We start from the raw sequence: 26,080 nt of genomic DNA, 5'->3' as shown, positions 1-26,080 counted from the left end.
ACACAGAAAACACAAGCAATAAGGAAAGTCCTTTCTTCAGCCTTTAAATCGTCGTGCTTACATTGTTTTTCTCGTGCCCAGCCCAAGATATACCGAGTCTTTGATCTAAGTATCAAAATTTGAATATTAAGGAGCTTTTCATGTCGAACAGCGAAAACAACTTGTTTACCCCAACAACATTAGGGGACTTACAATTACCTAACCGTTTTATCATGGCGCCTTTAACGCGTGGACGAGCCGTAGACCACCAGCCTAACGCTTTGATGGCAGAATATTATGGTCAAAGAGCCAGTGCAGGCCTGTTAATTACAGAATGTACTATGGTCAGCGAAAACACCTCTTCCTTTGGCAATGACCCTGGCATTTATAGCCCAGCCCAAATCGAAGGCTGGAAGCTCACTACAGACGCTGTGCATCAAGCGGATGGACGGATTTTTCTGCAAATATGGCACGCAGGAAGAGCGGCTCATCCACTGCTGAATGGTGGTAAACCATGTGTTGCGCCAAGTGCTATAGCTATTGATGATGAAACTCATACACCAGAAGGTAAAAAGCCTTATACGGTTCCTCATGCGCTTACTGTGGCGGAAATTGACGAGATTGTAGAGGATTTCCGCCAAGGTGCGGTCAACGCCAAAGCGGCAGGGTTTGATGGGGTGGAAGTACACGGTGCGAACGGCTATTTGATTGACCAATTTTTACGTGACAGCAGCAACCAGCGCACCGATGAGTACGGTGGTTCTTTTGAAAACAGAGCGCGTTTCTTGAATCGTATTTTGGCAGTAGTCACGGACGTGTTTGGCAGTGGTCGCGTTGGATTGCGTTTATCCCCTTTGAACAGCTTTAACAGTATGAAAGACAGCAACCCTGTTGAGTGGGTTCGCTACCTTGCAACTCACCTGAATCAGTTTAACCTTGCTTATCTGCATGTTATGCGTGCTGACTTCTTTGGTATTCAAGAAGCAGAGGTGATCAGTGTTGCTCGCGAAGCTTACCAAGGCCACTTAATGGTGAACATGGGCTACAACGCCGAAGAAGCCAACCAAACTCTACAGGCGCAACAAGCTGACAGTGTGGCTTTTGGTACGGCGTTCCTAGCGAATCCAGACCTTCCAGCACGAGTCAAAGCGGGTCACGCTCTAAACGTGCCAGACCAAGAGACTTTCTACACAACCGATGCAAAAGGCTATACGGATTACCCGTATATGTCGGCGAGCTAGGTAATTGACGCGATAAGAATAATACGCCGCCATGAGGCTTTCTCATAGCGGCGTATTTTATTGCACATCGTTGTTTAAATTAAACTTAGATTAGCTTTTTACGAATATTCACCACTAATATCTCAGCTAAAATTACCACGACGAAAATAGCCAACAATGCAATGGAAACCCTTTGCCATTGGAATAAGTTCATGGAATCACTGAGTACGACACCAATGCCACCTGCACCTACCAGCCCTAGTACCGCAGATTCACGAACATTTATATCCCAGCGAAAGAGCACGATACTAAAGAAAGCAGGTAACACCTGAGGCCAATAACCTTTGAATAAAATGGTTGTTGGGGAAGCACCTGTAGCGCGTATTGCCTCGACCGACCCCATATTTACTTCCTCCAAGGCTTCCGCTAAAAGCTTACCGACAAAGCCTACCGAGCGAAACGCAATAGCTAGTACTCCTGCGAGGACTCCTGGTCCGAAGATAGCTACGAACAGCAGAGCCCAAACCAATGAGTTAACAGAGCGAGAGGATACTAAGAAGAAGCGAGCAATCCATTGGCTCCAAACCGAACGGGTAATGTTGCTGGCATTCATCAAAGCCAGAGGCACCGCAATAAAAAGTGTTAACAAGGTGCCAATAGTGGCGATGTTCAAGGTTTCAATAATTGCATCATGAACGGAAAGTGGATAATAGCTCCACTCCATTGGCCACATACGACTGAACATATCGGCCATCTGCTCTGGCGCGTCATAGAAAAACTCAGGGATAACTTCGACGCTTTGTACGGACTGTACTAGCGCAATAACTAATACCAGATACACACTATAGCGAGAGAGTTTTTGTTTGAGTGTGAAACGTTGCCAATGGTGATTAATATTTGTTTGCATAATGGACTCCTTCACACCTAGCTAAATATGCGGCGCACAATATTAGATAAAAACTCACCTACCATGATGATCGCAATAATGGTGATAAGAATCGCTGCGACAAAATCGTAGTCAAATCGCTGAAATGCCGAAAATAATGTCCCACCAAGTCCACCGGCACCAACAATACCGACCATGGTGGAATTACGTAAGTTGGAGTCGAGTTGGTAGGTAGAGAAACCTATAAAACGGGCAAATACTTGTGGCATAACAGAGAATAAAATAACACTCACAAAGCCTGCTCCAGTGGCGCGTACTGCTTCCACTTGCTTAAGTGATATTTCTTCAATGGCTTCTGCAAACAATTTGGCAATAAAGCCAATAGATGCAACGACCAATGTGAGAATACCGGCGAGGGCGCCAAATCCGACACTCTTAACAAACAAAATCGCAATGATAACGGGATGAAAAGTACGACATAAAGCGATCAGGCCACGCATAGGAATGCTTACCCAGTTTGGCATTAAATTACGAGCAGAAAACAACCCAAAAAAGAGTGATAATACTATGCCAGCAATACTGGCAATAATCGCAATCTCTAAGCTTTCCGCAAGGCCACTTAACAGCAATTCCCAGCGTGAGAAGTTGGGCGGAAACATGCGATCCAATAACGCACTCGCTTGGCCTAAGCCTTGCTGGATTCGTTCCCACTCTAGACCCATAGCATTGAATGAGTAAGCAAGATAAGCCGCAATGATCAACTAAGCCACACGAACTAACCAACTGGGTTTGAATGGATCCTCATAATGCTTCTCGGTTGTTAAACGAGCCATGATTCACCTCCGTAAATTTGTTTCAGATGGTCATCCGTAATGCCTTCAGGGGCACCGTCATAAATAACAACACCATTGCTCATACCTATCATGCGCTTTGCATAACGACGAGCTAGATTCACATCATGAATATTGACAAGAGCGGGCATGTTTTTCTCTTCAGCGAAGCGTTCTAAAAGCTCCATGATTTCAACCGCTGTTTTTGGGTCCAATGACGAAGTCGGTTCGTCAGCGAGCAGTAGTCTAGGGTTTTGCATGACGGCTCGAGCAATACCTACACGTTGTCTCTGTCCACCAGATAAACTGTCAGCACGTTTCTTAGCATGTTCTGCAAGACCAACGGCTTCTAATAGTTGAAAGGCGGTATTAATGTCTTCTTGTGAAAACTTGCGACGCCAAGCATCCCACGCGGACATATAACCCAATCGACCCGTTAAAACATTTTCTATGACCGTTAAGCGCTCAACTAGATTGTATTCTTGGAATACCATGCCTATTTTACGGCGTAATGTTCGCAGCTGCTTGCCACTGGCTTGAGACAAATCTTCTTGCTCTAATAAAATCTGTCCCTGGGTTGGGTCAATTAGACGGTTAATACAGCGTAACAAGGTACTCTTACCCGTACCGGAAGGGCCGATAATAGCGATAATGCCTTGTTCCGCTATATCGATATCAATCCCTTTTAAAATAGCGTTACCAGCAACGTATTCCTTGTGTAAACCGCGAATGGAGAGCAGGGAGTTGGGAGCAGTTGTTTGCATAATAAATTCCTAAAGACGAGCAAGGCTATGGAATGTGATTTTCACAATCACATAGCCTTATAATTAAGATCAAAAAAAGTTAAATAGGATTACTGGAGGTGGCTAACCGTTTTGTTTAGCCAGTTCTGCTGCTCGTTTTTTAGCGGCTTTTTCTGCTTCTTTCTCCGCGAGTTTTTGCAAACCAGTTTTGGTGTACGCTGTACCTGTTGCGTGTGCGATATCACGAATAACAGCCCAGTCTTCTTTGTAAGTGATAGGGAAGAAGCGGTCTGCGCCACCGAAGGTGTTTTGCATGTCTTTAGAAAAACGGAAAGTAAAGAAAGCCTCTTTAATTTTTTCAACGAGTTCAGGGTTTAGGTCATGAGCGTAGCCGAATGCCGAGGTAGGAAAACGAGGGCTAGTGTAAATAATACGGAAGTCTTCCGCTTTAATACGCCCTGCATCAACCATACGTTTAAATACGTCGGATGCGACTGGGGCGGCATCGTAATCTCCAGATAATACGCCCATGATAGATTGATCATGCTTACCTGAGTATTTAACTTGGTAGTCTTTATCTGGCGTGATACCTAGATTTGGGAATAAAGCACGAGGTGCAAGGTTACCAGAATTAGAAGAAGCTGAGGTATGAGCAACCACTTTGCCTTTTAGGTCATCAACCGTTTTAATGCCACTGTCAGGCTTGGTTACTATGATTAGGTTATAGCCTTGGAAAGCTTCTGCTGTACCTTTTACGGCGATAGGAACATAGCCTCCTAGATTTACAGCGTAACCAGTAGGTCCTGTTGAAAAGCCAGCAATATGTAAGCGTCCAGATCGGATAGCCTCAACTTCCGCTGCGTTAGAGTGGACAGTATAGTAGATGACCTTCTTGCCAGTTTTTTCAGTTAAGTATTCTTGGAATTCATGGAAGGCATCTTTATAGACCGCAGGGTCTTCTACAGGCGTATAGGTAAACACAAGGGTACTTGGATCACGCCATTGGCTTGGGTCTTTCGGTGTGTCAGCAACTAGGTCCATGTTTTCATCACAGAACTTTTCATCGAGTACGCCGCGATGGTCACAATCTGCCGCCATAGTCATGGAGCTGGTAAGTAACAAAGATCCTGAAACTAATAGTCCTGTTAGTATTTTTTTAGACATTATTATTTCCTCAACACATTTTTTTTATTTTTATCACCGGTCGGGAGGTTCCGTAGACGGAGATGCGTTTACCCAACTATTGTGGGGTAATACGCTAGAGCAAAGCGAATGCCAGAAATATAAAACTTATATTTATCAGTGTCTTATGTTTATATTGCATTAACTAACACTTTCTTTGGGTCACCTTTGTCTTCATAGTGTTGGCAAATGGGTCAAAGTTGTCCTGAGTCGTCGGAGAGTTTAAAATTATGTTTATCTAGGTGGTGCTTTCTCATTTTTCGATAGAGGGTTTTTCTGGATAAATTCAGTAGCTCTGCTGCATCATTAAGCTGGCCTTGGGTAGCCCTCAAGCCATCAATAAGTAATTGCTTTTCAAACTGCTCCATGCGTTCCTCATAGCAACCAACACGGTCATCTTGTGCTTTGATCGAGTCGATAGAAGCTTCACTAATACCTAGCACGAAACGATCGGCGGCATTTTTGAGCTCTCGAACGTTTCCAGGCCAATCATGTTGTAAAAGTCTATTGAGGGTCATAGCATTGGTATCAGGTAAAGGTCTCTGATAACGCTTTGCCCCTTGAGCAACGTAAAAATGGAATAATGGTAATACGTCTTCAGGACGATCTTTTAAGGGCGGAATCGTCAGACTGGCGACATTTAAACGGTAAAATAGGTCTTTTCTAAAGAGCCCTGCATCTCCCAGCTGTGCGAGATTTTCTTTGCTAGCTGCAATAACAGTTAAGGTTAGAGGAATAGTTTTTGTGCTGCCAACACGCTCAATGGTTCGTTCTTGTAGCACTCGTAATAGTTTTATTTGTACTGCAATAGGCATGGTTTCTATTTCATCAAGAAATAAGGTTCCGCCATTAGCCGCTTCAATTTTACCTATATGGCGTTTGCTTGCGCCTGTAAAAGAGCCTGCTTCATGACCGAATAACTCGCTTTCGATGAGGCTTTCACTCATTCCGCCACAGTTAATGGCAATAAAACGCTGTTCTTTTCTTTCACTGTATTCGTGTAAAGCTCTTGCTACCACGTCTTTACCACAGCCAGTATCACCATAAATAATGGTATCTACATTCGCTTGAGCTAAAGAAAGTATTTGTTGGCGAATGGCTTGGATAGCGCTTGAGTCGCCAATGATTGTGCTTTCTATACCTTGATGCGGCTGTATTCCCTGGCGAAGTTTGCGGTTTTCTAAGATCAACTGACGTTTTTCGATGGCTCTATGTAACTGTTGGATTAGCACATCTGGTATCAAAGGTTTTTCCAAGAAGTCATAAGCGCCTTCTCTCATGGCCTCAATCGCCATTGGAATATCACCATGACCACTCATCAGAATGACAGGGATATCTTTATCGAAAGAGTGTATTTGAGCTAATAGACTTAAACCGCCCATTTTGGGCATTTTAACGTCGCTTAGTACAACCACAGGGCTATTTTTTCTTAGTGATTGCAACGCTCTGTCAGGTTGCTTGAAAACTTCAACATGGAAACCTTCAAGTTCTAACATTTCTGTTAATGCCTCAAGAATGGATTGTTCGTCATCAACTATCATGATGCAGATGTCACTTAGCATATAAACCTCAAGTTTTTAATTATTGTATTTTTTTAACTCTAGGGAAAAACAACTACCTTCACCCTCTGTAGAGGTCACTAAGATGCGGCCACCAAAATCTTGGATGATGTTGTAGCTAATGGATAGGCCTAAACCTAAGCCTTCACCCACTTCTTTTTGGGTGTAGAAGGGGTCGAAAATATCGTTCAAATGTTGTTGTTGGATGCCACAACCTGTGTCTATGACATGGATGAGCACTTCAGTCTCCAGAACTTCTGCTGTAATCGTTATTGTTTTACTCGCGCTGTCTGTAAGTGAATCAACTGCGTTACTGAGTAAATTGACCAACACCTGCTCTAATCGTATCGGCTCAGCAAGCACCCATAGATCATTGTGCTGTTGATACTTTAGTTCGCAGTTATGCTCATGGATTGGGGCGCGCATTAATTCGACCGCTTCTTGGATTACCTTGTTTAAATCAACGGCATAGCATTCTGTTCCGGCTTCACGAGCAAAGGCTTTTAGATGACGAGTGATCCCAGCGGTTTTACTGAGTAGGTGGCTGATCTTATCCAGGCTCGCTGTCACTTTATCGAATTGATGCTTTTCTAAATAGCGTTTAGCGGTATGGATATGACTTGATATAGCAGTAAGGGGTTGATTAATTTCATGGGTAATCCCCACACTTAACTGCCCTAAAGCGGCGAGCTTACCCGCCTGTACCAGTTCTGATTGAGTCGTCTTTAACTGTTTTTCTGCCGCAATGCGCTCTTCAACCTCTGCCGCCAATTGTTGGTTAGTTCGCTCGACTTTAATAGCGGTATCTTGGAAGAACTTTAAGTCTCTGGCCATTGACGATATTTCATCTCTACCAATAATTTGCACCTCTGTTTCCAATTGCGAACTGGCAATTGCCCGCATATTTTTCTGTAGAGCCAAGATGCGTTGTAGGACATTTTTTCGAACGTAAAACCATGAAATAGCACAAGCGGCAGTTAAACTTATTAAGGAAAGTAGCAACACATTCCGCACACTGATATTCATTAATTGCAGAGCGCTATCAAGGGAGCCACGGATACTAGCATTAGTTTGATTGGTGTATTGGTTAACTTGTGCAGCTAATTGCTGAATATGATTTTGGCTATTGCTGAGAAAATAGCTTTGCTGGTAACGCAGTTCCAGCTCTTCATTTTTTAATTTAAATAGCGCACTTTGGCGTGAACCAAGAGCGACAAATTGATTGATTTTTGTCTCTAATGAGAGAGGAATAGTTGTTGGTTCTTGTAAGGCTTGTCGGATTTCATTCCCTAACTTTTCTAACCGTAAGAATGTGTAATCAAGCTCATTAAAGGAGTTGTCATTACTGACTTTTTCAATTAATCCAGAGAGGTAATACAAACGTTCAGTAATAGGTGACAACTGCTTAGCATTTGTAAGAGACATGATCTCGGTGATTAATATTTCAAAAGATGGGTAGATATGTAAACTTTGCTGATAAATCTGTGCTCGTACCTGTTCACCTTGCTCAACACTGCGATTCAACAGAGTAAGGCTATTATGAATTTGGGTAATTAACTCAACAAAATAGCGATTATAGTCGGGTAAATTACGCATTAGTGTGTCCATTTCTAGGATCGCAATTTGCAATTCTTGCATGGCATTTTTACGGATAGCATTAGCTTCTGCTGTTACCAGCAAAGGGGCGGTCGCTACAATTAAGCGGCTTTTGTCATTAAGGCGTGCGGCCGCGTCTAGGCCAGGAATATCTTGTTGTTTGAGGGACGTAAGTCGATTACTTAGGTCTAAATAAGTGTGGGTAACGAGCACACTGGCCAGCAAGGTGATTGAGGATATCAGCACAAAAGCGAGGAATAACCGCCCACCAATGCCAATTTGTTTGATCCATAAAGGAATGAAGGCCTTCATATGAGTTTTGCCTGATTGTTATTATTGTTTATGGGCTAATGAAAAATTAATGCCAACTTTAGGCCTTGATTTTCCTCAGTATAAAGCCAGATCATGGACAAAAATGTCCCATTACTCTGTTATAACAGCTGATCTACAGAAAGGTAAGAGGGGTGCACACCAAAGGTAATAATTACTTTGGTGTGCAGTACTTAAAGAAAGGGTGATGGTTAGGCTTTAGCAAAGGCTTGGCATTGCTTAATGAGCTGATCGATATTCATGTGCTCTTCTGCACTGTCGGCAAGGCGATCAATTTCTTGGTCACGAAAACCCTGGTAATCAAAGGGGCTTATTTGCTCCGCACCGGCCCATTCTAATAGAGCCTGCAGCGCTTCTGGGTGATCAAATATACCATGGAGGTAAGTGCCGATGATTTGCCCATCTGGGGACACGTAACCATCATGGTTGCCGTTGTCGAGCTCAGCGAAGGCCTGTATGTCTTGGTGAAAGTGCGCCACTCCACAATGGATTTCGTAACCGCTTAATTTTGCTTGTTGATCTTGGATATTAAGTGTTCCACCACACTGTTTGAGTTGCTTTTGTGCTTCAAGCACAGTGCTCATGGGGATATAGCCAAATCCCTCAGCTTGCGAATTAAGTTCTTTATTTTCAAGACCTAACGGGTCTGAAAGTTTTTCCCCCAGCATTTGAAAACCACCACAAATACCCATGACCTTGCCGCCATATCTAAGGTGCTTGGCAAGGTATTCACTCCAGCCCGCTTGACGTAAAAAAGCAAGATCAGTTTGCACGCTTTTGCTACCGGGCAAGATGACGAAATCCGCAGGGGGAATGACTTGATTGGCACCTACTAAGGTCACTTGTACGTTCGGATGTAGGCGTAAGGCATCCCAATCTGTGTGGTTACTGGTGCGGGGTAATATCGGAATGACCACTTGCAGTAAGGCTTGCTGATCATCTTTTGTTGGGCTGTGGGCAACGGCATCTTCTGATTCTAGATGAAAGCCGGGTAAAAATGGCAGCACACCTAGAACAGGCTTTGCGGTGCGTTCTTCCAGCCAATCCAGACCCGATTGCAATAAACGAATATCACCACGAAAACGGTTGATGACAAAGCCGATGACTCTTTGTTGCTCACTAGCACTGAGTAAATCCAGTGTTCCCACTAGATGCGCAAATACGCCCCCTTTGTCGATATCTGCAATGATAATAACTGGGCAATCAATCGCTTCGGCAAAGCCCATATTGGCGATGTCTCGAGCGCGTAAATTAATTTCTGCAGGGCTGCCAGCACCTTCGATGAGGACAGCTTGGTATTGATCCGCCAAACGTTCGTAGGAGGTCAGCGCCGCTTGTTTGGCGATGCTTTTATATTGGTGATAGCCCACAGCATTCATGTTGCCTACCGCTTGACCGTGAACTATCACCTGAGCGCCCGTATCTGTATTGGGCTTCAACAGGATAGGGTTCATATCCACATGGGGGGCTAAGCCTGCTGCGTAAGCTTGCACCGCTTGGGCACGGCCTATCTCGTCTCCTTCGGGCGTGACGGCACTGTTAAGAGCCATGTTTTGTGGTTTGAAAGGGGCAACGGCTATGCCACGTCGAACCAACAGGCGACATAAAGCCGTCACCAGTGTGCTCTTTCCGGCATCGGAAGTGGTCCCTTGGACCATTAAACTAAAAGCTGGCATTCAGTATCATCACGTTTTAAATCAATAAGGTGTTAGAATTCTACCCTACCTTATTAGCTTGTTAAGTGAAAAAACGACTTATAAACATGATCTCCTCTATTTTTGACGCTCTTACGGGCTTTATTTCTTCTACGGGTTGGATTCTCATCTTGGCGTTGCTGATCGATCGCCTTTTTGGCGAGCCAAAGTCATGGCACCCACTGATCTTTTTTGGGCGCTGGGTGGATTTGTGCCGTCAATATTGTCAGTTACCTTTGATGGAAAATTCTGCCCGTCAACGCTGGGCAGGCGTCTTAGCTTGGGGTCTTGCTGTGGTGCCACCTGTCTGGTTGCTGGCATATTTGTGCATGGCTTTGCCAACCTGGTTGGAGAATGTGCTGAGCGTATTAGTGTTGTATTTTGCGATTGGCTGGCAAAGCCTGCGCGAGCATGGATTAGCCATTGCTAAGCCGCTCAATGCCCTGCCACTAGGACGTTCCGATTTAGACGAGGCGCGCTTGGCTGTATCTCGAATTGTCAGTCGAGATACTCAAAGCCTAAGCCCCGACGAGATCGCCAAGGCTGGTATTGAGTCAGTGTTAGAGAATGGCAGTGACGCTATTTTTGCGCCCATTTTCTGGTTCTTAATTTTAGGCGCTCCTGGGGTTCTACTGTATCGCTTGGCTAATACACTGGATGCCATGTGGGGCTATAAAAATGAAAAATTCTTGTACTTTGGCTGGTTTGCCGCGCGTTTTGATGACGTGTTGAATTACTTGCCTGCTCGCTTGGTGGTTTATAGCTACGGGGCGTGTGGTCATTGGCGTATTGCCTTGGCCAGTGCTCGTCGCCCTTCGGCTCGCTGGAAAAGCCCAAATGCAGGCCCTGTGATGGCTGCGGGTGCGGGTGCGCTGGGAATTGAACTAGGTGGCGATGCCATTTATTTTGGTAAAGCTGAGTCGCGTCCAATTTTAGGGGAAGGGGTAAAACCGCAACCCAAACATTTATTAGAGGCCATTTCGCTGGTGGATAAATCCGTGTATCTATGGGGGCTGGTTATATGTCTCTTACTTTAACCCCCCCAAGACATGGCGGAGATCTTGTTGCTTGGCAACAACAAGTCGATGACGCTGCACAAAGCTGGCTGGACCTTTCTTCCGCCTGTAACCGTGAGCCGTGGCCTATTCCTAAAATAGACTCCGATTTGTGGATGGAACTGCCAGATCAAAGCCTGTTAATGACTCAAGCCAATGATTACTTTGGTGTTAAGCCCATGGCCATTGGCAGTGGCTCGCAGCAAATCATCGAAGCGTTGCCCTTGTTGTTAAAAACGGCCGAGGTAACAGAAAATCAAATTGTGATGGTGCCGAAAGTTGGTTATCAAGAGCATGCTTTTGCTTGGCAAAAGTGGGGCTATGAAGTGTGTTTCTACGACAATCTAGACGATTTGCTATCGCAAGCTTGGAATGTTGTGGTGGTGATTAACCCCAATAATCCCACAGGACGAAGTTACGATAGAGCAGGCCTGCAAGCCGTGCACGCTAAAGCCCAAGCTCAATCCGGGTATTTAGTGATAGACGAAGCCTTTGTGGATGCTCAGCCAGAGTTAAGCTTTTTATCCACTCTTGATGAGGAAGATAAATCTCTGTTTATCCTACGTTCTGTCGGCAAATTCTTTGGTCTTGCAGGGGCAAGAGTGGGCTTTGTTTTTTGCGCACAAGCTTGGCAAGCTATTTTACGTAACTTGTTAGGCCCTTGGCCGGTAGCAACGCCTAGCTTACATATCGTTGGAAAAGCGTTGGCAGATCAGGAGTGGCAACAAAGAGCTTTGCAATCTTTACAGCAGCGTCAGCGTACTTTTGCTGAAACCCTAATCCCTAAATTCAATACTATTTTTGATAGCCAAGAGTATGCCCTGACACCTTTGTTCGCCACTTGGCAATTGGAAAGCCATGAATATGCTCAACAGGTGTTTGAATGGCTGCATCAGGTAGGTGTTCATGTGCGCTTAGGGGACGGCTGGATTCGTGTGGCGTTGCCCGCCATGAATGAAATACGTCCTTTGGATAAGGCGTTAATTGGTTTATTAAAAGGCGCCGGAGGTCGAGATTTAGCATGAGATATCTAGTATTAGGTGGTGTGCGCAGTGGTAAAAGTGCCTATGCAGAGCAATTAGTTGCAGGCAATGAACAAGAGGTTTGCTATATAGCTACTAGCCAAGTTTGGGATGACGAAATGGCAGCAAGAGTGCGCATCCACCAAGAGCGTCGACCTAGTCATTGGCAACTCATTGAAGAGCCGATTGCTGTGGCAACACGTCTAAACGCATTAAGCACTGGTAAACAGAGTGTTTTGGTGGAGTGTTTAACACTTTGGCTGACCAACCTGATCTGTCTTGAAGATGAGGTTCGTTTTGCCGCTGAAAAAGCCGCTTTGCTAGAAGCCGTGGCAAATTTTCAAGGGGAATTAGTCTTGGTGTCCAGTGAAGTGGGCTTGGGCATCATACCCATGAATGCCATGGCTCGTCGTTTTGCGGATGAAGCGGGACTATTGAACCAACAACTGGCAAAATTGACCGAACGGGTAACTTTAGTTGCAGCGGGCCTACCAATGCCGCTAAAATTTTAGTATTCCGATAATACCTTTATTAAAACTAAGCTTAGGAGCTTTACATGACCCCGTATTCGAAGGATTTTCCAGTATCTTGGGAAGAGTTACACCGCAATGCTCGTGCTTTATCGTGGCGTTTATTGGAGCAGGGTCCTTGGAAAGGCATTATTGCCATTACTCGTGGTGGTTTGGTGCCAGCAGCCATTTTGTGTCGTGAAATGGACATCCGCCTGATCGACACTATCTGTGTGGTGAGTTACAGCGCAGAAGAAGGTGGCGCGGCCATGAAGCAAGGAGAGCTGAACGTACTGAAAGGGGTGGAGGGTGACGGTGAAGGCTTCATTCTGATCGACGATCTGGTCGACACAGGTCGTACCGCAGCCAAAGTACGAGAAATGCTCCCTAAAGCGCATTTCGCAACTATCTACGCAAAACCTGCCGGTAAACCATTAGTGGATACTTTTGTCACGGAAGTGAGCCAAGATACTTGGATTCGCTTCCCTTGGGATATGGAGTATACCTTCTCGACGCCTCTGGCGGACCGCCAAGGAAAATAATTGCTATCATCGAATTGAATACGTAACTTAAGTGTTTCTTGCTAAGTTTTAACAATTAATTTCGCTCATCTAATGTACAATAAAGATCGTTTTTTATTGTTAATAAGACTATTTTTTCTAGCAAAAAACACTATGCTGGAGAAAGTTGGGAATAAGTTGTTAGATTTTGAACACTGAGAATCGTATTAGGATTTGATTATGTGGAGAGTACTTGTTCAGTTTGTTGTGGTGTGTGCTTTATCCTTGTCGGCAATGACTCAGGCATGGGCAGAAGACACCAATGTCGCTCGTGCTGTGTTTTCGAGTGATGTCATAGACCGTGAACCAATTGACGATATTGGTAACATGATCAAAGTAGAATACGGCGAAATACAGCGCGTGTACTTCTTTACAGATCTGCGCGGTATGTCAGGCAGTTTGGTGACCCATCGCTGGAAACTGGACGGTATAGATCAAGCGGATGTTGGCTTCGAGATTGGTGGCGACCGCTGGCGTGTATGGTCTAGTAAGCGACTCATGCCAGGCTTTGATGGCACTTGGAGCGTCGACATTATCCGTGATGGTCAGGTCATTGAAACCCACTCTTTTGATTATGTAGATGACTATTAAGCCATTTTAATGTTACAAGAATAGAAAGGGACTTAGTCCCTTTTTTTATTTATGCCTTTTGTTGTTTAAGGATTAATATGCCGCATTTACGTGTTCGTGGATTACCACTTGAAGATCTAGAGTCGGTAGGGGATTTACTCATCGAGCGCTTAGCCGTCATCACTGATACCCCTAACTCGCATTTTACCTTAGAGTACCAAGCCAGCACTTATTTGGTGGTGGGTGGTGCTTCCCCAGCGTATCCATTCTTTGAAATGCTATGGTTTGATCGTGGGCCAGAAATAAAACTGAAAGTGGTACAAGTGATAGAAGACTTGGTGCGCCCATTAACAGAGGTCGGCAAAGATATTACGGTGGTGTTTCGAGATATTAAGGGGCAGGACTATTATGAAAATGGTGAGCATTTCTAACTAGAAATACGCCTTGAATAAAAAAGCCCCAGCATGACTTAATGTCGTGCTGGGGCTTTTTTTAGACCTTCTGGAACTCGTAAACGCTGCCCAAATTCATGATCTGAGTTAGCTCATCCAGCGCTTCACGGCTTTCTATGAGCAGTTTAGGGTCAGCTAAATCCGCTTCGTATAATTCGTCACGGTAATGCTTGTCCACCCAAGTATTGAGGCGCTCAAACAGGCGATCATTCATCAGCGTTGCGGGGTTAACCGCTGCTTGCTCTTCTGGACTAAGAGCGACACGTAAACGTAGGCACGCAGGGCCGCCGCCATTGCTCATGCTCTGCTTTAAGTCGAATACTTTGACTTCATTAATCGGTGCTCGGCTAGCAACGAGTTCGTTCAAGTAAGCCCAGACGCGAGGGTTGTTTTCACATTCTCCCGGTACGATCAACACCATGTCGTTGTCGCCACGGCTTAAAAGCTGGCTATTAAACAAGTATGAGCGGATGCAGTCATCCACCGAAACCGCTTGGCTAGGTACTTCAATAAGGTGGAATTCGTTTTGACGATCTCCCCAAGCCGCTAATAAGTCCTGCTTCATTTTTGCCGTATCAAGAAAAGCTTCTTGATGGTAGAAATGCGCATTGCCATTACCGACCGCGATGACATCGTTATGGAACACACCGGCATCGATGACATCTGGGTTCTGTTGTGCGTAGACAACTTGGCTTTCATTAAGACCATGGCTTCGAGCCACCGCTTGAGAGGCTTCTAGTGTGTGTCGTGCGGGGAACTTCTGCGGTCTTGGTGCTTGGGTGTTAAAAGCTTCCATTCCATAAACAAAGAACTCAATGCCTGCTTGGCCATAGCCGTCACAGAAACGGGTATGGTTGGCGGCACCTTCGTCACCAAAATGCTCGACGCCCGGTAGGGCAGAATGATGAGCAAAGTAGTCGCTGTCTCTAAATGTCGCACGCAAAATAGCGCCAGTGGTTTCATGCTCAATCGAACGATGGAACTTATTCACCAAGTTGGCTGGGGTGAAATGGACCCGGCCATCTTGAGTGTCAGCACTGGGGGAGACTGTCGCTGCATTGGCTGTCCACATACACGAAGCAGAAGACACAGCAGCGAGAATCTTAGGCGCTTGCTGAGCGGCTTTAGCAAGAATACTCTCATCGCTACCGGTAAAGCCTAAACGTCGTAAAGACGGTATATGAGGGCGTTCATGGGGTGCTAGAACACCTTGAACAAACCCCATATCAGCCAGCGCTTTCATTTTCACCAAACCCTGCTTAGCCGCGGCTTTAGGGTTGGATGCTCGCGCAGAATTGTTAAGTGAGGCCACATTTCCGTAGGAAAGGCCACTGTAGTTGTGAGTAGGACCCACTAAGCCGTCAAAATTGGCTTCTGCCATGGTTTTCATAAATACCTCTAAACTCGTCTAATCTGGGGCGGCGATACCGTTAAGCGCGGTACTAGGTTATAAACTTAGCCCAGGCAGTAGCTTCTCTGGCATACTTAAACTGTCAGCTTCAATACTGGCAACTGGGTAAGCACAGTAGTCAGCCGCGTAGTAAGCACTTGCTCTATGATTGCCACTTGCTCCTGTACCACCAAATGGTGCGGCACTGGATGCGCCTGTTGTCTGACGGTTCCAGTTAATGATGCCTGCACGGCTGTGCTGTAAGAACCACTCATATTCGCTGATTTCGTCCGACAAAATACCTGCCGATAAACCAAACTTGGTATTGTTAGCGATGGTCATGGCTTGGGACATGTCGCTATAGCGAATAACGGTTAATATTGGGCCAAAGTATTCTTGGTCTGGAAGCTGATCAAGCATCTTGGTGGCATCCACAATGGCGGGTGTTACAAAGCCAGTGTTCGCCTCGCCGCGTTGCATTGCCAACACAGGCTCTGCACCAAGCGAGACAAGATGTTGATACGCTTCTATCAGGCCGTCTGCTGCTGCGGCAGACACGACAGGTCCCATGAAAGGAGCGTCTTCAGCGTCAAAACGGCCAATTTTTAAGGCTTTGGTGGCGCTAACAAGATCCGCTAGCAGTTTATCGCCAAATTCCCCTGCAGGAATCAACAAGCGACGGGCACAAGTACAGCGCTGTCCCGCTGAAATAAAGGCCGACTGAATAATTTCATGCACGGCGGCACGGGTATCAGCAATTTTATCAGAGACCAGTAAAGGGTTATTGCCGCCCATTTCCAACGCCAGAATCTTGCCAGGATGGCCTGCAAAACTTTGGTGCAAAATGTGACCAACTAGGGGGCTACCCGTGAAGAAAAGTCCATCAATGCCCGCATGGTTTGCTAAGGCGATGCCGGTTTCTTTTTCCCCTTGGATTAAGTTTAATACCCCATCCGGTAGACCGGCTTGTTGCCATAATTGAATAATAAGATCGGACGTCGCTGGCGCTTGCTCACTGGGTTTGAAGACCACGGTATTTCCCGCGATTAAGGCGGGCACTATGTGTCCGTTTGGCAAGTGCCCCGGGAAGTTGTAAGGGCCAAATACAGCTACGACACCGTGAGGACGGTGACGTAAACGGGCCGTAGCGCCGGGCATAGCGGTACTCTTTTCGCCTGTGCGCTCATGGTAAGCCTGTTTAGATATCGCGATTTTTCCCACCATAGCAGCGGCTTCCGTGCGAGTTTCCCAAATAGGTTTACCCGTCTCACGGCTAATAATGTGCGCGATATTTTCGCTGTTTTCTTTTAGTAGCTCACCGAAGGCGTCGATAATGGTTAAGCGTTCTTCGAGAGCTAAGTTTGCCCAAGTAGGAAAAGCTTGGCGGGCCGCGTCAATGGCCAAGTCGACCTGAGTGACAGAGGCACTTTTGGCTTGCCAAACTAAGCTAGCATCGCTCGGGTCGATAGATTTTGACAGCTGACCTTCACCAATCAACCACTGACCATTTATAAAATTTGCTTGTTTCATCGTGTTACCTTGCTTGATTGGGTGATTAATTGGGAGAAAGCTCAACGATACGTACAGGGTCTTTATTGACGATGCACAGGGTATCGGCTTCATCTTGGCTGAGCACAATGGCACTGTTTGGAGCCGTTGGTCGCTGGATTAAAATGCAACGAAAATCTTTGACCTTGGTGTTAGCAACAATGTAATAGTTGCCTTGGTCAGTGCTCTTCGGTTGGCCAATGTTGGCGAGGTATAAACGGCTTTCTCGTACCGCGCGAATATCTTGTACGCGCGCTTCAAGGGTTGGACCACCATCAAAAATATCCACATAGTTTTCGTAGCGGAAACCTTCTTGTTCTAGCAGTCTGCGAGCAGGAACAGTATTTTTGTGAACCTGTCCTAAGACGGCTTTAGCCTCTGCTGATAACAAGTTAACGTACACTGGGTTACTTGGCATCAGTTCGGCAATGAATTGCTTGCTACCTAGGGAGGTTAGTTCGTCGGCACGGTCAAAGTCGATGGAGAAAAAATGTCGACCAAGACTTTCCCAAAGTGGAGAGACGCCATTTTCGTCACAAACACCACGCATTTCGGCGAAGATTTTATCGGTAAAGCGTTCAGGGTATTGCGCCATAAACATAAAGCGAGATTTCGAGAGCAGCTGGCCATTTTTAGAATGACGGTAGCCTTCTTCTAAGAAAAGCGTACAAATCTCACTGACCCCAGTGAAGTCATTATTCAATATGAGAGTCGGCATAATGTTGTGCACACCCAACTCACGGGATGCATGAGTAATGGTGCCTAAATGATAGCTGTAGAAAGGCTCATCTAAGCCAACCGCAGCAAGTAATCCTGTGGTACCGACGATATCACCGGTCTCTGTGTCTTCGAGTACCATTAAATAGTCTTCGTTAGCAGGTTTGCTGACATTCTCTTTCGCGAAAGAGCGAATCGCTGCGTCAATTTTAGCTTGTAGTATGTCTGTGTCGGCTACTAGTGAAGTAAAGCCAATGCCTGTTTTTTCGGCTAAGCGATACAGGGAATCGAGATCGCTTTGCTGGATGGGGCGAATTACCATCATAAGAAAAACCTCCACAGGATGGATGAGTAAATAAAGGGTTGTGTGTTATTAGCCATTAAAGAATAGCCCACTGAATTTGGCTCCCAGAGGAAATATTTAAACCTTCTTGGGTCGCCTGATTAATCGAAAGTCCTGCTGCCTGAGGTTCTGCTAAGGCGGCAGTAACGCGAAAATTCTCTAAATGGCCGGTAGCGATTAAGTGCATTTTTGCATTGTTGTTTTTGCTGGCCGTTGTGCCAGAAGGCTGAAGTAAGGCTTTGCCCGCTTTTTGCTGACTAACCGTGCGTAAGTTCTCAGTGCGGGACTCGATTGTCGGACCAGCATCAAAAATGTCTACATAGCCACGGAATTCAAAACCTTCTTCTAATAAAATGTCGGTGCCTTGTCCTGATTCCTCGTGGACGACACCGATAACCTCTTGGGCTTCAGCAGGAAGGGTCGGTACATAAATAGGGTATCTTGGCATCAGGTCAGCGATGAAATGTTTATTGCTGATGCCTGATAAATAGTCCGCTTTTTGAAAATCCATAGTGAAAAAATGTTTGCCTAACGCTTCCCAAAATGGCGAATAACCATGCTTGTCGCTTTCGCCTCGAATCTCGACGAAACAGCGCTTAGTAAAGCGTTCCGGGTAGCGAGCCATAAATAATAGGCGGGCCTTTGAAAGTAAAGACATAGCTTCATGGTTCTGATGAGCTTTATCCACCACAAGTGCCATTAGGCGGCTGGTGCCACTGTAGTCATGACACAGAAACAGCGCAGAAATACGGTTATGGATTTGCAACTGTGGCGATGCGTGAACGACTTCATCAATACGGTAGCTGTAAAAGGGCGTATCGGTTCCTACCATGGCTTCCATACCACAGGTTCCGACTATTTCATTGCTACTAGTATCCTCTAGCACAAACAAGTAGGATTCGTTGCCTGGCAAGACGACGTCAGTTTGAAAAGAGCGACGTGAAGACGCAATTTTATCGTTAAGGCGTTCTCGATTGGCTGGAAAATTGGTAAAGCCAATACCTGCTTGCTGAGCAAGTCTCTCTAAAGCGGGCAGATCGGCAAAATCAACAGGTCTAACTAGATACATAAACGGCCCTATGAAAAATACGGTGACGCTATTTGGAATAGGTCTATTATGGCTGAAGAGTGAAGCGACTAGTAAGGGTGTGAATTACTAAATTGCGACATTATTTTAGCTTTTAAGGTGAAAATGGTCGGTTTTTTATAAAAACGGCAGGAGAGAGAAATGAAATTAGGGGTCTACCGCCACTATAAAGGGGCAGAGTACTGGGTTGAGCGTGTCGTAAAACACAGCGAAACAGAAGAAAGTTTAGTGATTTATCAGGCTTTGTACGGGGAATTTGGCTGGTGGGCAAGACCTATGTCAATGTTCCGTGAAAGTGTTGAGATTAACGGTGAGAGTATTCCGCGTTTTGATTGGGTAAGAGAAGAAAAAGAGAAAGCTTAAGTTCACCTTAAGCTTTCTGTGAGTCGGGCGTTATTCTGGTACTTGCATCCAGGGTGACTCACGCATGAAATAAATGATTCGCTCACGTAACCAGCGGTGAGCAAGATCATTGTTTGAGCGTTCATGCCAGCATATTTGCAGCGGACGATTACCGTTGTGTTCATCGAGTTCAACAATTTCTTTTGGCATCGGAATGAGCTTAACAGGGTAAAAATTCGGTTTGGTGCTGATCACATTTAAGAATAACTCTCCTATGGAACGGGGAGCAAAAAAAGACATTCCTCGTTTCACCGCTTGCATAGCCACCATTAAACTGTCCGTTTCTAAGGTAGGTTCAATGCAATAACCTTGGTTTTTTAACTTGTTAGCTGTTATGGACAAGCTGTTGATACAGTTCAATGGTAAATGATGGGTGACACTTCGGTGAGTCAATAAATCTTCAAAACTAACATCTTCTTTATGAAACAATGGGTTTGTCTCACTTAAAATGACGCAAGATCCCATATAACCAATCAATTTAGAGCGAATGTTACCTGGGGTTTCGCTGGCGTGCATGATACTCATGTCCGTTTGTGCAGACAGTAAATCATCAAAATTTAGCTCATCGTTGCTGCTTAAAGACAGTCGAATACCTGGTGCCTTATATTGTAACTCGGCTAACAGAGGCTCGATAAAGCTTTCTAAATCCCCTTCGTTGACTTTAATTCGAAACTTTCTATTTAGAGTTTCTAAATTGAGGGCAGAAGGGTGCATAAGATCCGATAGGGAATTGAGTATCGGCTTTATCATGTCACTCAGTTCAATGGCCCGTGCGGTTGGGCTTAAGCCATAAGCCTGTCGAGTGAAGAGTGAATCTTTGAATATTTCTCGCAAGCGCTGCAAGCTTTTGCTTAAAGCGGGTTGCGTAACCCCCAATCGTTCAGCGGCACGAGACACACTGCCTTCTTCCAAAATGGTAATGAAAGCCACCAATAACTTAATGTCCAGTTTTAGTATCTCGTTAAGATTCATCCTTCCCTCACAACATAAAAGGAAGGCCCTATAGACCTTCCTTATAACAGGCTAACCTTGTGCAGTTAGTTGATTTTTTTGGTTATTTGAATTCAGCATGTTTTCTGTATTTCACGCGGAATAACATAGCGTAGAACACAGGTACGGCAATTAGCGTCAAAATGGTTGCAAACCCAAGGCCAAAGGAAATCACCACTGCCATGCCTTCAAAGAAAGCATCGTAGAGTAATGGCACCATGCCTAAGATAGTGGTTACCGCCGCCATACACACAGGGCGTACACGACTGACTGCTGAAGTAAAAATGGCCTGATAAATCTCGGTGCCTTGGTCGCGCTCGAAATTAATCTGATCCGCCAGCACTATGCCATTTTTCACTATCATGCCCGACAGACTTAAGAAGCCTAGCAACGCCATAAAGCCAAATGCTGAGTTCATGATAAGTAAGCCAGAGGATACCCCAACCAATGCTAAGGGTACGCAGAACCAAATGGTTAATGGCACTCGGATAGAGTTAAACAACAAGATGGTAATGATGAACATAAATAGGTAACCCATTGGTAGGGCTTTAAAAATGTTCGCTTGAGCATCTGTGCTGCTTTCGTACTCTCCACCCCATTCTAAGTTGTAGCCTGCTGGCAGTTCGATAGCCTCAATCGGAGCACGCACACGGCTAAACACGGCCATAGCGGTTTCATCGTCAAGAATATTAGGATCGGCCATCACTGTGATGGTGCGTTTGCGATCACGACGTTCAATGATCGGGTTTTCCCAACGGGTTTCAAAGCCAGAAACGAGTGCCGACAGGGTGACATAGGAACCAGAAGAAGGACTATAAATCTGCAGATCACGTATCTGGTCAATCGATACTCTTTCATGGGCTGGCACGGTTTGTACGATCGGTAATAGGTCTGTGCCTTCACGGTACAAGCCAATCTGCGAGCCTGTGAAATTCGTTAGTAAGACATTGTCTAGATCGGTTTTGCTAATGCCTAAACGACGAGCTTGAGCATCATTAAATATAGGGCGTAACACTTTAACCGGCTGACGCCAGTCGTCTTTGATGTTCTCCAGTCCGCCATCGGCACGGTAAATATCCTGGATCTGGGCACTGTATTGACGCAGAAGCTTAGGATCAGGCCCACTAATGCGAGCTTCAATCTTAGCGCCACCTGCTGGCCCAAGCTGCAACCTTTCCAGTTTTACTTCCAGCTCAGGATAACCTTCTTTCATCTTTTTATAGAGCTCAGTGAGCAGTTCAGGTATCACTTCTTTCGACGTGGTACGAATGATGAACTGAGCATAACTAGAGTTTGTTTGCTCGGCGTTATAGGTCAGCATGAAACGCAGGGCACCTTGGCCTGTGGTTGACGTCACGTATTCGATACGCTCATCACCCAGTAGTTCAGACTCGATCTTTTCAACTTTGGCATAAGTGTCTTCAATGTGCGTGCCTTCTGGCATCTGCACGTCCATGTAGAACATAGGCGTAGTGGAAGGTGGGAAAAAGGCTTGCTTAACAAATTGGAACGCCCAACCCGCGGTGAACAAACTGCCCAGCAGTAGAACCACGGTTAGCCAACGAAAACGTAGCGCTTTATCTAAAAGCCACTTGTAGCCCGTAAATAAGAAGCCTTTGTATGGGTCTACATTTTCATCGTTTGTACCTTGAGCGATGCTTTCTTTGAAGAATAAATCACAGAAGAAAGGCGTTAGGGTAATGGCCGTAATCCAGCTCAATAGTAGAGAAATTAACAACACGTAAAACAGCGAGCCAACAAATTCACCCACGGCGTCAGGAGACAAGCCAATTGGAGCGAAAGCGGTTACCGCGATGATGGTCGCCCCTAGCAATGGCCACTTGGTCTGTTTAACTACCGAGCTTGCAGCCTGCAGTTTGGTCATACCACGCTGTAAGCCAATGAGTATGCCTTCGGTCACTACGATGGCGTTATCGACCAACATCCCCAGGGCAATGATGAGCCCTCCAAGAGAGATGCGTTGCAAGTTGATCTTAAAGTAGTCCATCACAATGAAAGTACCCAATATGGTCAGTAGCAAGATCAAACCAATCAAGATACCAGAGCGAATGCCCATAAAGACCAATAGCACTAGAATTACGATACCCACGGCTTCGGCTAGGTTTAGCAGGAAGTTAGATACAGAGCGATCAACTTCTTTGGATTGGAAATAAATAGCGTCCATTTCCATGCCAACAGGTTGTTGGTACTTCAGCTCTTCAATACGTTTTTCCAAATCCGCGCCGATCTTCACCACGTTCACACCTGAGGAGAAAGACACACCAAGTAATAGCGATTTAGCGCCATTAAAGTTGACTAAATGGCTTTGTGGGTCTGTGTATTCGCGCTTCACGGTGGCCACATCGCTTAAACGAATGAGGTTGCCATCAATTGGTGTTCCAACAATCAGGTTTTCCAGCTCGGAAATATCTTTGAACTCTCCTGTTGGGCTGATGCGAATGTATTCGCTGCCGACTTTCACGCTACCCGCGTTGGACACACTGTTTTGATTGGCTAGCAAAGATTGTAATTGGCTTGGAGCGATGCCCATGTTTGCCAATTTTGAGCGAGAAATCTCAATAGTAACTTGCTCACTTTGTTCACCCGCTACCGTCACTTTGGCAATACCATCGACCAACACTAGCTCACGCTTAATGTAATCAACATAGTTTTCCAAATCTTTATAAGGGTAACCTTCGCCGTGTATCGCAAGCATGACGCCGTATACATCACCGAAATCGTCTAATACCAGCGGTGAGCTCACGCCACTAGGAAAGCTACCTTCGATATCACGGATTTTTTTGCGTACTTCATCCCAGATTTGCTTAAGTTCAGCGGCGCGGTAGCTGTCTTTTATGGTGAGTTGAACTTGAGAGTAACCTGCTCTCGATGTGGAAGTTATCTTATCCACATAAGGAAGGTTTTGTAACTCCTGCTCAATCGGGTAGGTCACTTCTTCTTCCACTTGCTCCGGAGAGGCTCCCGGATAAGTCGTAATGATCAATGAGTCTTTAATGGTGAACTCAGGGTCTTCCAGTTGGCCCAAATTGGTGAAGGCAATGGCTCCCCCGATCAATAAGATCAGAGTAAGCATCCAACTGGTAACTTTGCGTTCAATAAAATAGGAAGCGATATCCATTATAGACCTCTCTCACGTGTCCATGGACGCACCATCATGTTTGCTGTCAGGGTATGGACCCCAGCAGTCACTACTTGATCACCTACTTTGAGCCCTTCCACAATCTCAATGGAATTGCCTTGTAAGGCGCCAAGCTTCACCGCTCGTGCTTCGACTTTTTGAGTGGCGTTGTTATACACCCAAATCGCGCTCTCAGCTTCGCCAGTGGTGGTGTTTTCTTGACGTAATACCGCTTCAACAGGGACAGTGAAGTGTTTGACGCTGCCTAGTAGCTGCTCAAGATCAATGTCTACGTTGGCGGTCATGCCGGGTAGTAAGGTGTGTTGGCTTTGGTCTGTACGCAACAAACTAAGAGTGACATCGTACGCTTTCGTGCTCACATCTGGTGTTGTTTTATGTTCCTTATATTTCCCATAAAGAGTGTCATCTGGTGCAACATCAATAATGACCTGTGGGGTATAACCTGACTCAGTTGAGCGAATACTGGCCACTAGGTTTTCAGGAATTTGAAAACTCACCTCAAGATTATCAATGTCTTGAATGTGCATTAGCTTCTGAGTTGCACTGACATATTGAAAATTCTCGGTATCGACAGAGGCAATAACACCACTAAAAGGCGCATAAACCTTAGTGTATTTAAGCTGGTTGCGAGCCGTTTGTAGCGCATTGTTGGATTGATCTAGGTTTGCTTTTGCGCTATCAAATTGGGAGCGCGTGGCCGCGTTCTGCTTAAGCATGGTTTGAATGCGCTCAAATTGGGCTTGAGCCAGTTGTTGGTTTGCTTCTGCTAGCTCAACTTGGAGTTGGTAGTCGGTTGGGTCTAGGGTTGCCAGTAACTGGCCTTTTTTCACTCGTTGACCCGAGGTCGCATCTAATTTGATAATCTGACCGCCTACACGAAACGCCAAATCAACTTCTTCGCTGGCCTGTAATTCGGCAGGAAAGCGACGAATATTTACGGCATTTGTCGCTTCGATGGTCAGTAGTTTGACAGGGCGGACAATTTCTTCTGTGGTTTGGGCTTGGGCATCCTCTTCTCCAGAGCAACCTGTTAAGGCAACCGTGGTGAGCAACATAGCACCGAATAGGCGTGTTTTACCTGAAAGGCGATTCATTGATGACTCCATATTAGATATAAAAATGACAATTCCGTTATTTTATATCTCTTAGAGCAAGATATAAATTTTAATACATATATGACTGATATGTAATTTTTTTATATCTTGCTCGATTCTCATGCAATGTTCTCGTTTTAATGACTATCGAGGTGTGTGCTCGTGCTCTCTAATTCGCTTAAAAAAGTTTCCAGAACCAAATTTGGGCGAGCGCCTTTGCGAGTAATAGTTGAGAACTGGGTGACGTAATGACATTCGTCAGGCAATACACTACGCATGCGGCCATCGCGTACCCAGCGTTCAGCGACGTGATCAGGTAAAAAGCCAATGTAGCGCCCCGTTAGGATAAGAAATGCAATGCCTTCTCGGTCGGTGGCAGTCGCGGTTGAGGTGAGAGGTTGATGCTGGGCTTTAATCTCGGGCGTTTGTGCATAAGCGGGTAATACTGCATCAAAGTCTTTCAGGTGACTTTTTTGTAGAGCAACGTTTTGGCTAAACAAGGGATGCATATCACTGCAATACAGTTGCGAGCGCTCTTCATAAAGAGGTTGGTAATCTAAGCCGTGTAAAATCTTTAGATTAGGCACTATACCGATGTGCAGTTTGCCGTCGAGCACGCCTCGTTCCACTTCGTTTGGTGGGATCATGCGGATATTGATTTTAACATTTGGTCCTTTGTCTTTTAGCGCTGCGAGCGTCTTGGTAATGCGAGTATAGGGCAGCGTCACTAAGTTGTCGGTAATACCGATGTTTAACTCACCTTGCAGGTTTTGGTGTAAGGCATTGATTTGTGTGCGAAAGTCTTCAATGGAAGAAAGTAATTGTAAGGTGTGATCATACACTTGACTACCTTCATTGCTCAGGGAAAAGCCTGAGCGTCCACGCTGACAAAGGCGAAAACCAAGTCGCGTTTCTAAATCTGAAATAGCAATGCTTATGGCGGCGCGGCTAATGTTGAGTTCTACTTCTGCCGCAGAGAAGCCGCCACATTCAACGACTGTTTTAAAGATCCTGAGAATACGCAGGTCTGCATCACTGACTTGGCTTTTAAATTCTTTCATGGTGGTTTCCCCAACTTAGCTAAGCAATTAGATTAGATATTTATATAGTTAACTAAATGATTAACTAAGAATTAATAAAATCGTCTTTTACTAATCTATTT

Annotated in this window: 23 protein-coding genes; 8 read left to right on the top strand and 15 right to left on the bottom strand. The window is 45.4% G+C overall.

Annotated features, from left to right (window positions below):
* Nucleotides 1-140 precede the first annotated feature (140 nt).
* Nucleotides 141-1,220 (top strand): alkene reductase, encoded by a 1,080-nt coding sequence (locus ABJF92_RS02435; RefSeq protein WP_446814260.1) that lies wholly within the window; start codon nucleotides 141-143, stop codon nucleotides 1,218-1,220.
* Nucleotides 1,221-1,305: 85 nt separating this feature from the next.
* On the opposite strand, the gene phnE (ABJF92_RS02430) is transcribed toward ABJF92_RS02435, so the two are convergent.
* The 7 genes from phnE (ABJF92_RS02430) to ABJF92_RS02400 form a co-directional block, all read right to left on the bottom strand.
* The gene (phnE, locus tag ABJF92_RS02430) at nucleotides 1,306-2,106 is read right to left on the bottom strand and encodes a phosphonate ABC transporter, permease protein PhnE (protein ID WP_446814259.1); all 801 of its coding nucleotides are present in this window, start codon (nucleotides 2,104-2,106) and stop codon (nucleotides 1,306-1,308) included.
* Nucleotides 2,107-2,123: 17 nt separating this feature from the next.
* Nucleotides 2,124-2,846 (bottom strand): phosphonate ABC transporter, permease protein PhnE, encoded by a 723-nt coding sequence (gene phnE / locus ABJF92_RS02425; RefSeq protein ID WP_446814258.1) that lies wholly within the window; start codon nucleotides 2,844-2,846, stop codon nucleotides 2,124-2,126.
* Nucleotides 2,847-2,905: 59 nt separating this feature from the next.
* Nucleotides 2,906-3,679, bottom strand: a complete 774-nt coding sequence (gene phnC, locus ABJF92_RS02420) for a phosphonate ABC transporter ATP-binding protein (RefSeq protein WP_446814257.1) — start codon at nucleotides 3,677-3,679, stop codon at nucleotides 2,906-2,908.
* A 102-nt stretch (nucleotides 3,680-3,781) separates the two neighbouring features.
* Nucleotides 3,782-4,822: a phosphate/phosphite/phosphonate ABC transporter substrate-binding protein gene (gene phnD, locus ABJF92_RS02415; RefSeq protein WP_446814256.1), complete on the bottom strand. Its 1,041-nt coding sequence runs from the start codon at nucleotides 4,820-4,822 to the stop codon at nucleotides 3,782-3,784.
* Nucleotides 4,823-5,034: 212 nt separating this feature from the next.
* A complete protein-coding gene (locus ABJF92_RS02410) occupies nucleotides 5,035-6,402 on the bottom strand; it encodes a sigma-54-dependent transcriptional regulator (protein ID WP_446814255.1) in 1,368 nt (455 codons plus the stop codon).
* A gap of 15 nt (nucleotides 6,403-6,417) precedes the next feature.
* On the bottom strand, nucleotides 6,418-8,307 hold the full coding sequence (locus tag ABJF92_RS02405) for an ATP-binding protein (RefSeq protein WP_446814254.1): 1,890 nt from the start codon (nucleotides 8,305-8,307) through the stop codon (nucleotides 6,418-6,420).
* 209 nt (nucleotides 8,308-8,516) lie between these two features.
* A complete protein-coding gene (locus ABJF92_RS02400) occupies nucleotides 8,517-10,001 on the bottom strand; it encodes a cobyric acid synthase (protein ID WP_446814253.1) in 1,485 nt (494 codons plus the stop codon).
* Nucleotides 10,002-10,087: 86 nt separating this feature from the next.
* Between ABJF92_RS02400 and cbiB the strand changes: the two genes are divergently transcribed.
* The 6 genes from cbiB to ABJF92_RS02370 all read left to right on the top strand — a co-directional run bounded on the left by cbiB (nucleotide 10,088) and on the right by ABJF92_RS02370 (nucleotide 14,166).
* Nucleotides 10,088-11,056 (top strand): adenosylcobinamide-phosphate synthase CbiB, encoded by a 969-nt coding sequence (cbiB, locus tag ABJF92_RS02395; protein ID WP_446814252.1) that lies wholly within the window; start codon nucleotides 10,088-10,090, stop codon nucleotides 11,054-11,056.
* Complete coding sequence (locus tag ABJF92_RS02390) at nucleotides 11,041-12,099, top strand: aminotransferase class I/II-fold pyridoxal phosphate-dependent enzyme (protein WP_446814251.1); 1,059 nt, start codon at nucleotides 11,041-11,043, stop codon at nucleotides 12,097-12,099. Before cbiB ends, ABJF92_RS02390 begins: the two co-directional genes overlap by 16 nt.
* A complete protein-coding gene (gene cobU, locus ABJF92_RS02385; RefSeq protein ID WP_446814250.1) occupies nucleotides 12,096-12,608 on the top strand; it encodes a bifunctional adenosylcobinamide kinase/adenosylcobinamide-phosphate guanylyltransferase in 513 nt (170 codons plus the stop codon). Before ABJF92_RS02390 ends, cobU begins: the two co-directional genes overlap by 4 nt.
* A 44-nt stretch (nucleotides 12,609-12,652) precedes the next feature.
* A complete protein-coding gene (gene gpt / locus ABJF92_RS02380; RefSeq protein ID WP_446814249.1) occupies nucleotides 12,653-13,147 on the top strand; it encodes a xanthine phosphoribosyltransferase in 495 nt (164 codons plus the stop codon).
* Nucleotides 13,148-13,345: 198 nt separating this feature from the next.
* On the top strand, nucleotides 13,346-13,756 hold the full coding sequence (locus ABJF92_RS02375; RefSeq protein ID WP_446814248.1) for a DUF2914 domain-containing protein: 411 nt from the start codon (nucleotides 13,346-13,348) through the stop codon (nucleotides 13,754-13,756).
* A gap of 77 nt (nucleotides 13,757-13,833) precedes the next feature.
* Complete coding sequence (locus ABJF92_RS02370) at nucleotides 13,834-14,166, top strand: DUF1904 family protein (RefSeq protein WP_446814247.1); 333 nt, start codon at nucleotides 13,834-13,836, stop codon at nucleotides 14,164-14,166.
* A 61-nt stretch (nucleotides 14,167-14,227) separates the two neighbouring features.
* Here ABJF92_RS02370 and astB read toward each other — a convergent pair whose 3' ends face one another.
* From astB to ABJF92_RS02350, 4 genes are read right to left on the bottom strand one after another with little or no spacing between them, the layout of a single operon-like run.
* Nucleotides 14,228-15,577: an N-succinylarginine dihydrolase gene (gene astB, locus ABJF92_RS02365; RefSeq protein WP_446814246.1), complete on the bottom strand. Its 1,350-nt coding sequence runs from the start codon at nucleotides 15,575-15,577 to the stop codon at nucleotides 14,228-14,230.
* Nucleotides 15,578-15,634: 57 nt separating this feature from the next.
* Nucleotides 15,635-17,107 carry a succinylglutamate-semialdehyde dehydrogenase gene (astD, locus tag ABJF92_RS02360; RefSeq protein ID WP_446814245.1) on the bottom strand — a complete coding sequence of 491 codons (1,473 nt, stop codon included), beginning with the start codon at nucleotides 17,105-17,107 and terminating at the stop codon, nucleotides 15,635-15,637.
* A gap of 25 nt (nucleotides 17,108-17,132) precedes the next feature.
* Entirely contained in the window at nucleotides 17,133-18,167 is a 1,035-nt protein-coding gene (gene astA / locus ABJF92_RS02355) for an arginine N-succinyltransferase (protein WP_446814244.1), read from the bottom strand.
* A 55-nt stretch (nucleotides 18,168-18,222) separates the two neighbouring features.
* Nucleotides 18,223-19,254 (bottom strand): arginine N-succinyltransferase, encoded by a 1,032-nt coding sequence (locus ABJF92_RS02350; protein WP_446814243.1) that lies wholly within the window; start codon nucleotides 19,252-19,254, stop codon nucleotides 18,223-18,225.
* 159 nt (nucleotides 19,255-19,413) lie between these two features.
* On the opposite strand from ABJF92_RS02350, the gene ABJF92_RS02345 reads away from it, so the two are divergent.
* On the top strand, nucleotides 19,414-19,635 hold the full coding sequence (locus tag ABJF92_RS02345) for a DUF1653 domain-containing protein (protein WP_446814242.1): 222 nt from the start codon (nucleotides 19,414-19,416) through the stop codon (nucleotides 19,633-19,635).
* A gap of 30 nt (nucleotides 19,636-19,665) precedes the next feature.
* Here the strand turns inward: ABJF92_RS02345 and ABJF92_RS02340 are convergent, their stop codons facing one another.
* The 4 genes from ABJF92_RS02340 to ABJF92_RS02325 all read right to left on the bottom strand — a co-directional run bounded on the left by ABJF92_RS02340 (nucleotide 19,666) and on the right by ABJF92_RS02325 (nucleotide 25,979).
* The gene (locus ABJF92_RS02340) at nucleotides 19,666-20,646 is read right to left on the bottom strand and encodes a LysR family transcriptional regulator (RefSeq protein ID WP_446814241.1); all 981 of its coding nucleotides are present in this window, start codon (nucleotides 20,644-20,646) and stop codon (nucleotides 19,666-19,668) included.
* A gap of 82 nt (nucleotides 20,647-20,728) precedes the next feature.
* Nucleotides 20,729-23,803, bottom strand: coding sequence for an efflux RND transporter permease subunit (locus ABJF92_RS02335; RefSeq protein WP_446814240.1), 3,075 nt, complete (start codon nucleotides 23,801-23,803; stop codon nucleotides 20,729-20,731).
* The gene (locus tag ABJF92_RS02330) at nucleotides 23,803-24,918 is read right to left on the bottom strand and encodes an efflux RND transporter periplasmic adaptor subunit (RefSeq protein WP_446814239.1); all 1,116 of its coding nucleotides are present in this window, start codon (nucleotides 24,916-24,918) and stop codon (nucleotides 23,803-23,805) included. The genes ABJF92_RS02335 and ABJF92_RS02330 overlap by 1 nt, the downstream gene beginning before the upstream one ends.
* 137 nt (nucleotides 24,919-25,055) lie before the next feature.
* Nucleotides 25,056-25,979, bottom strand: coding sequence for a LysR family transcriptional regulator (locus ABJF92_RS02325; protein WP_446814238.1), 924 nt, complete (start codon nucleotides 25,977-25,979; stop codon nucleotides 25,056-25,058).
* Nucleotides 25,980-26,080: the final 101 nt, after the last annotated feature.

The organism is Marinomonas sp. (genome assembly GCF_039940335.1).
GTDB lineage: Bacteria > Pseudomonadota > Gammaproteobacteria > Pseudomonadales > Marinomonadaceae > Marinomonas.
This window is presented reverse-complemented; position numbering and strand designations above follow the sequence as displayed.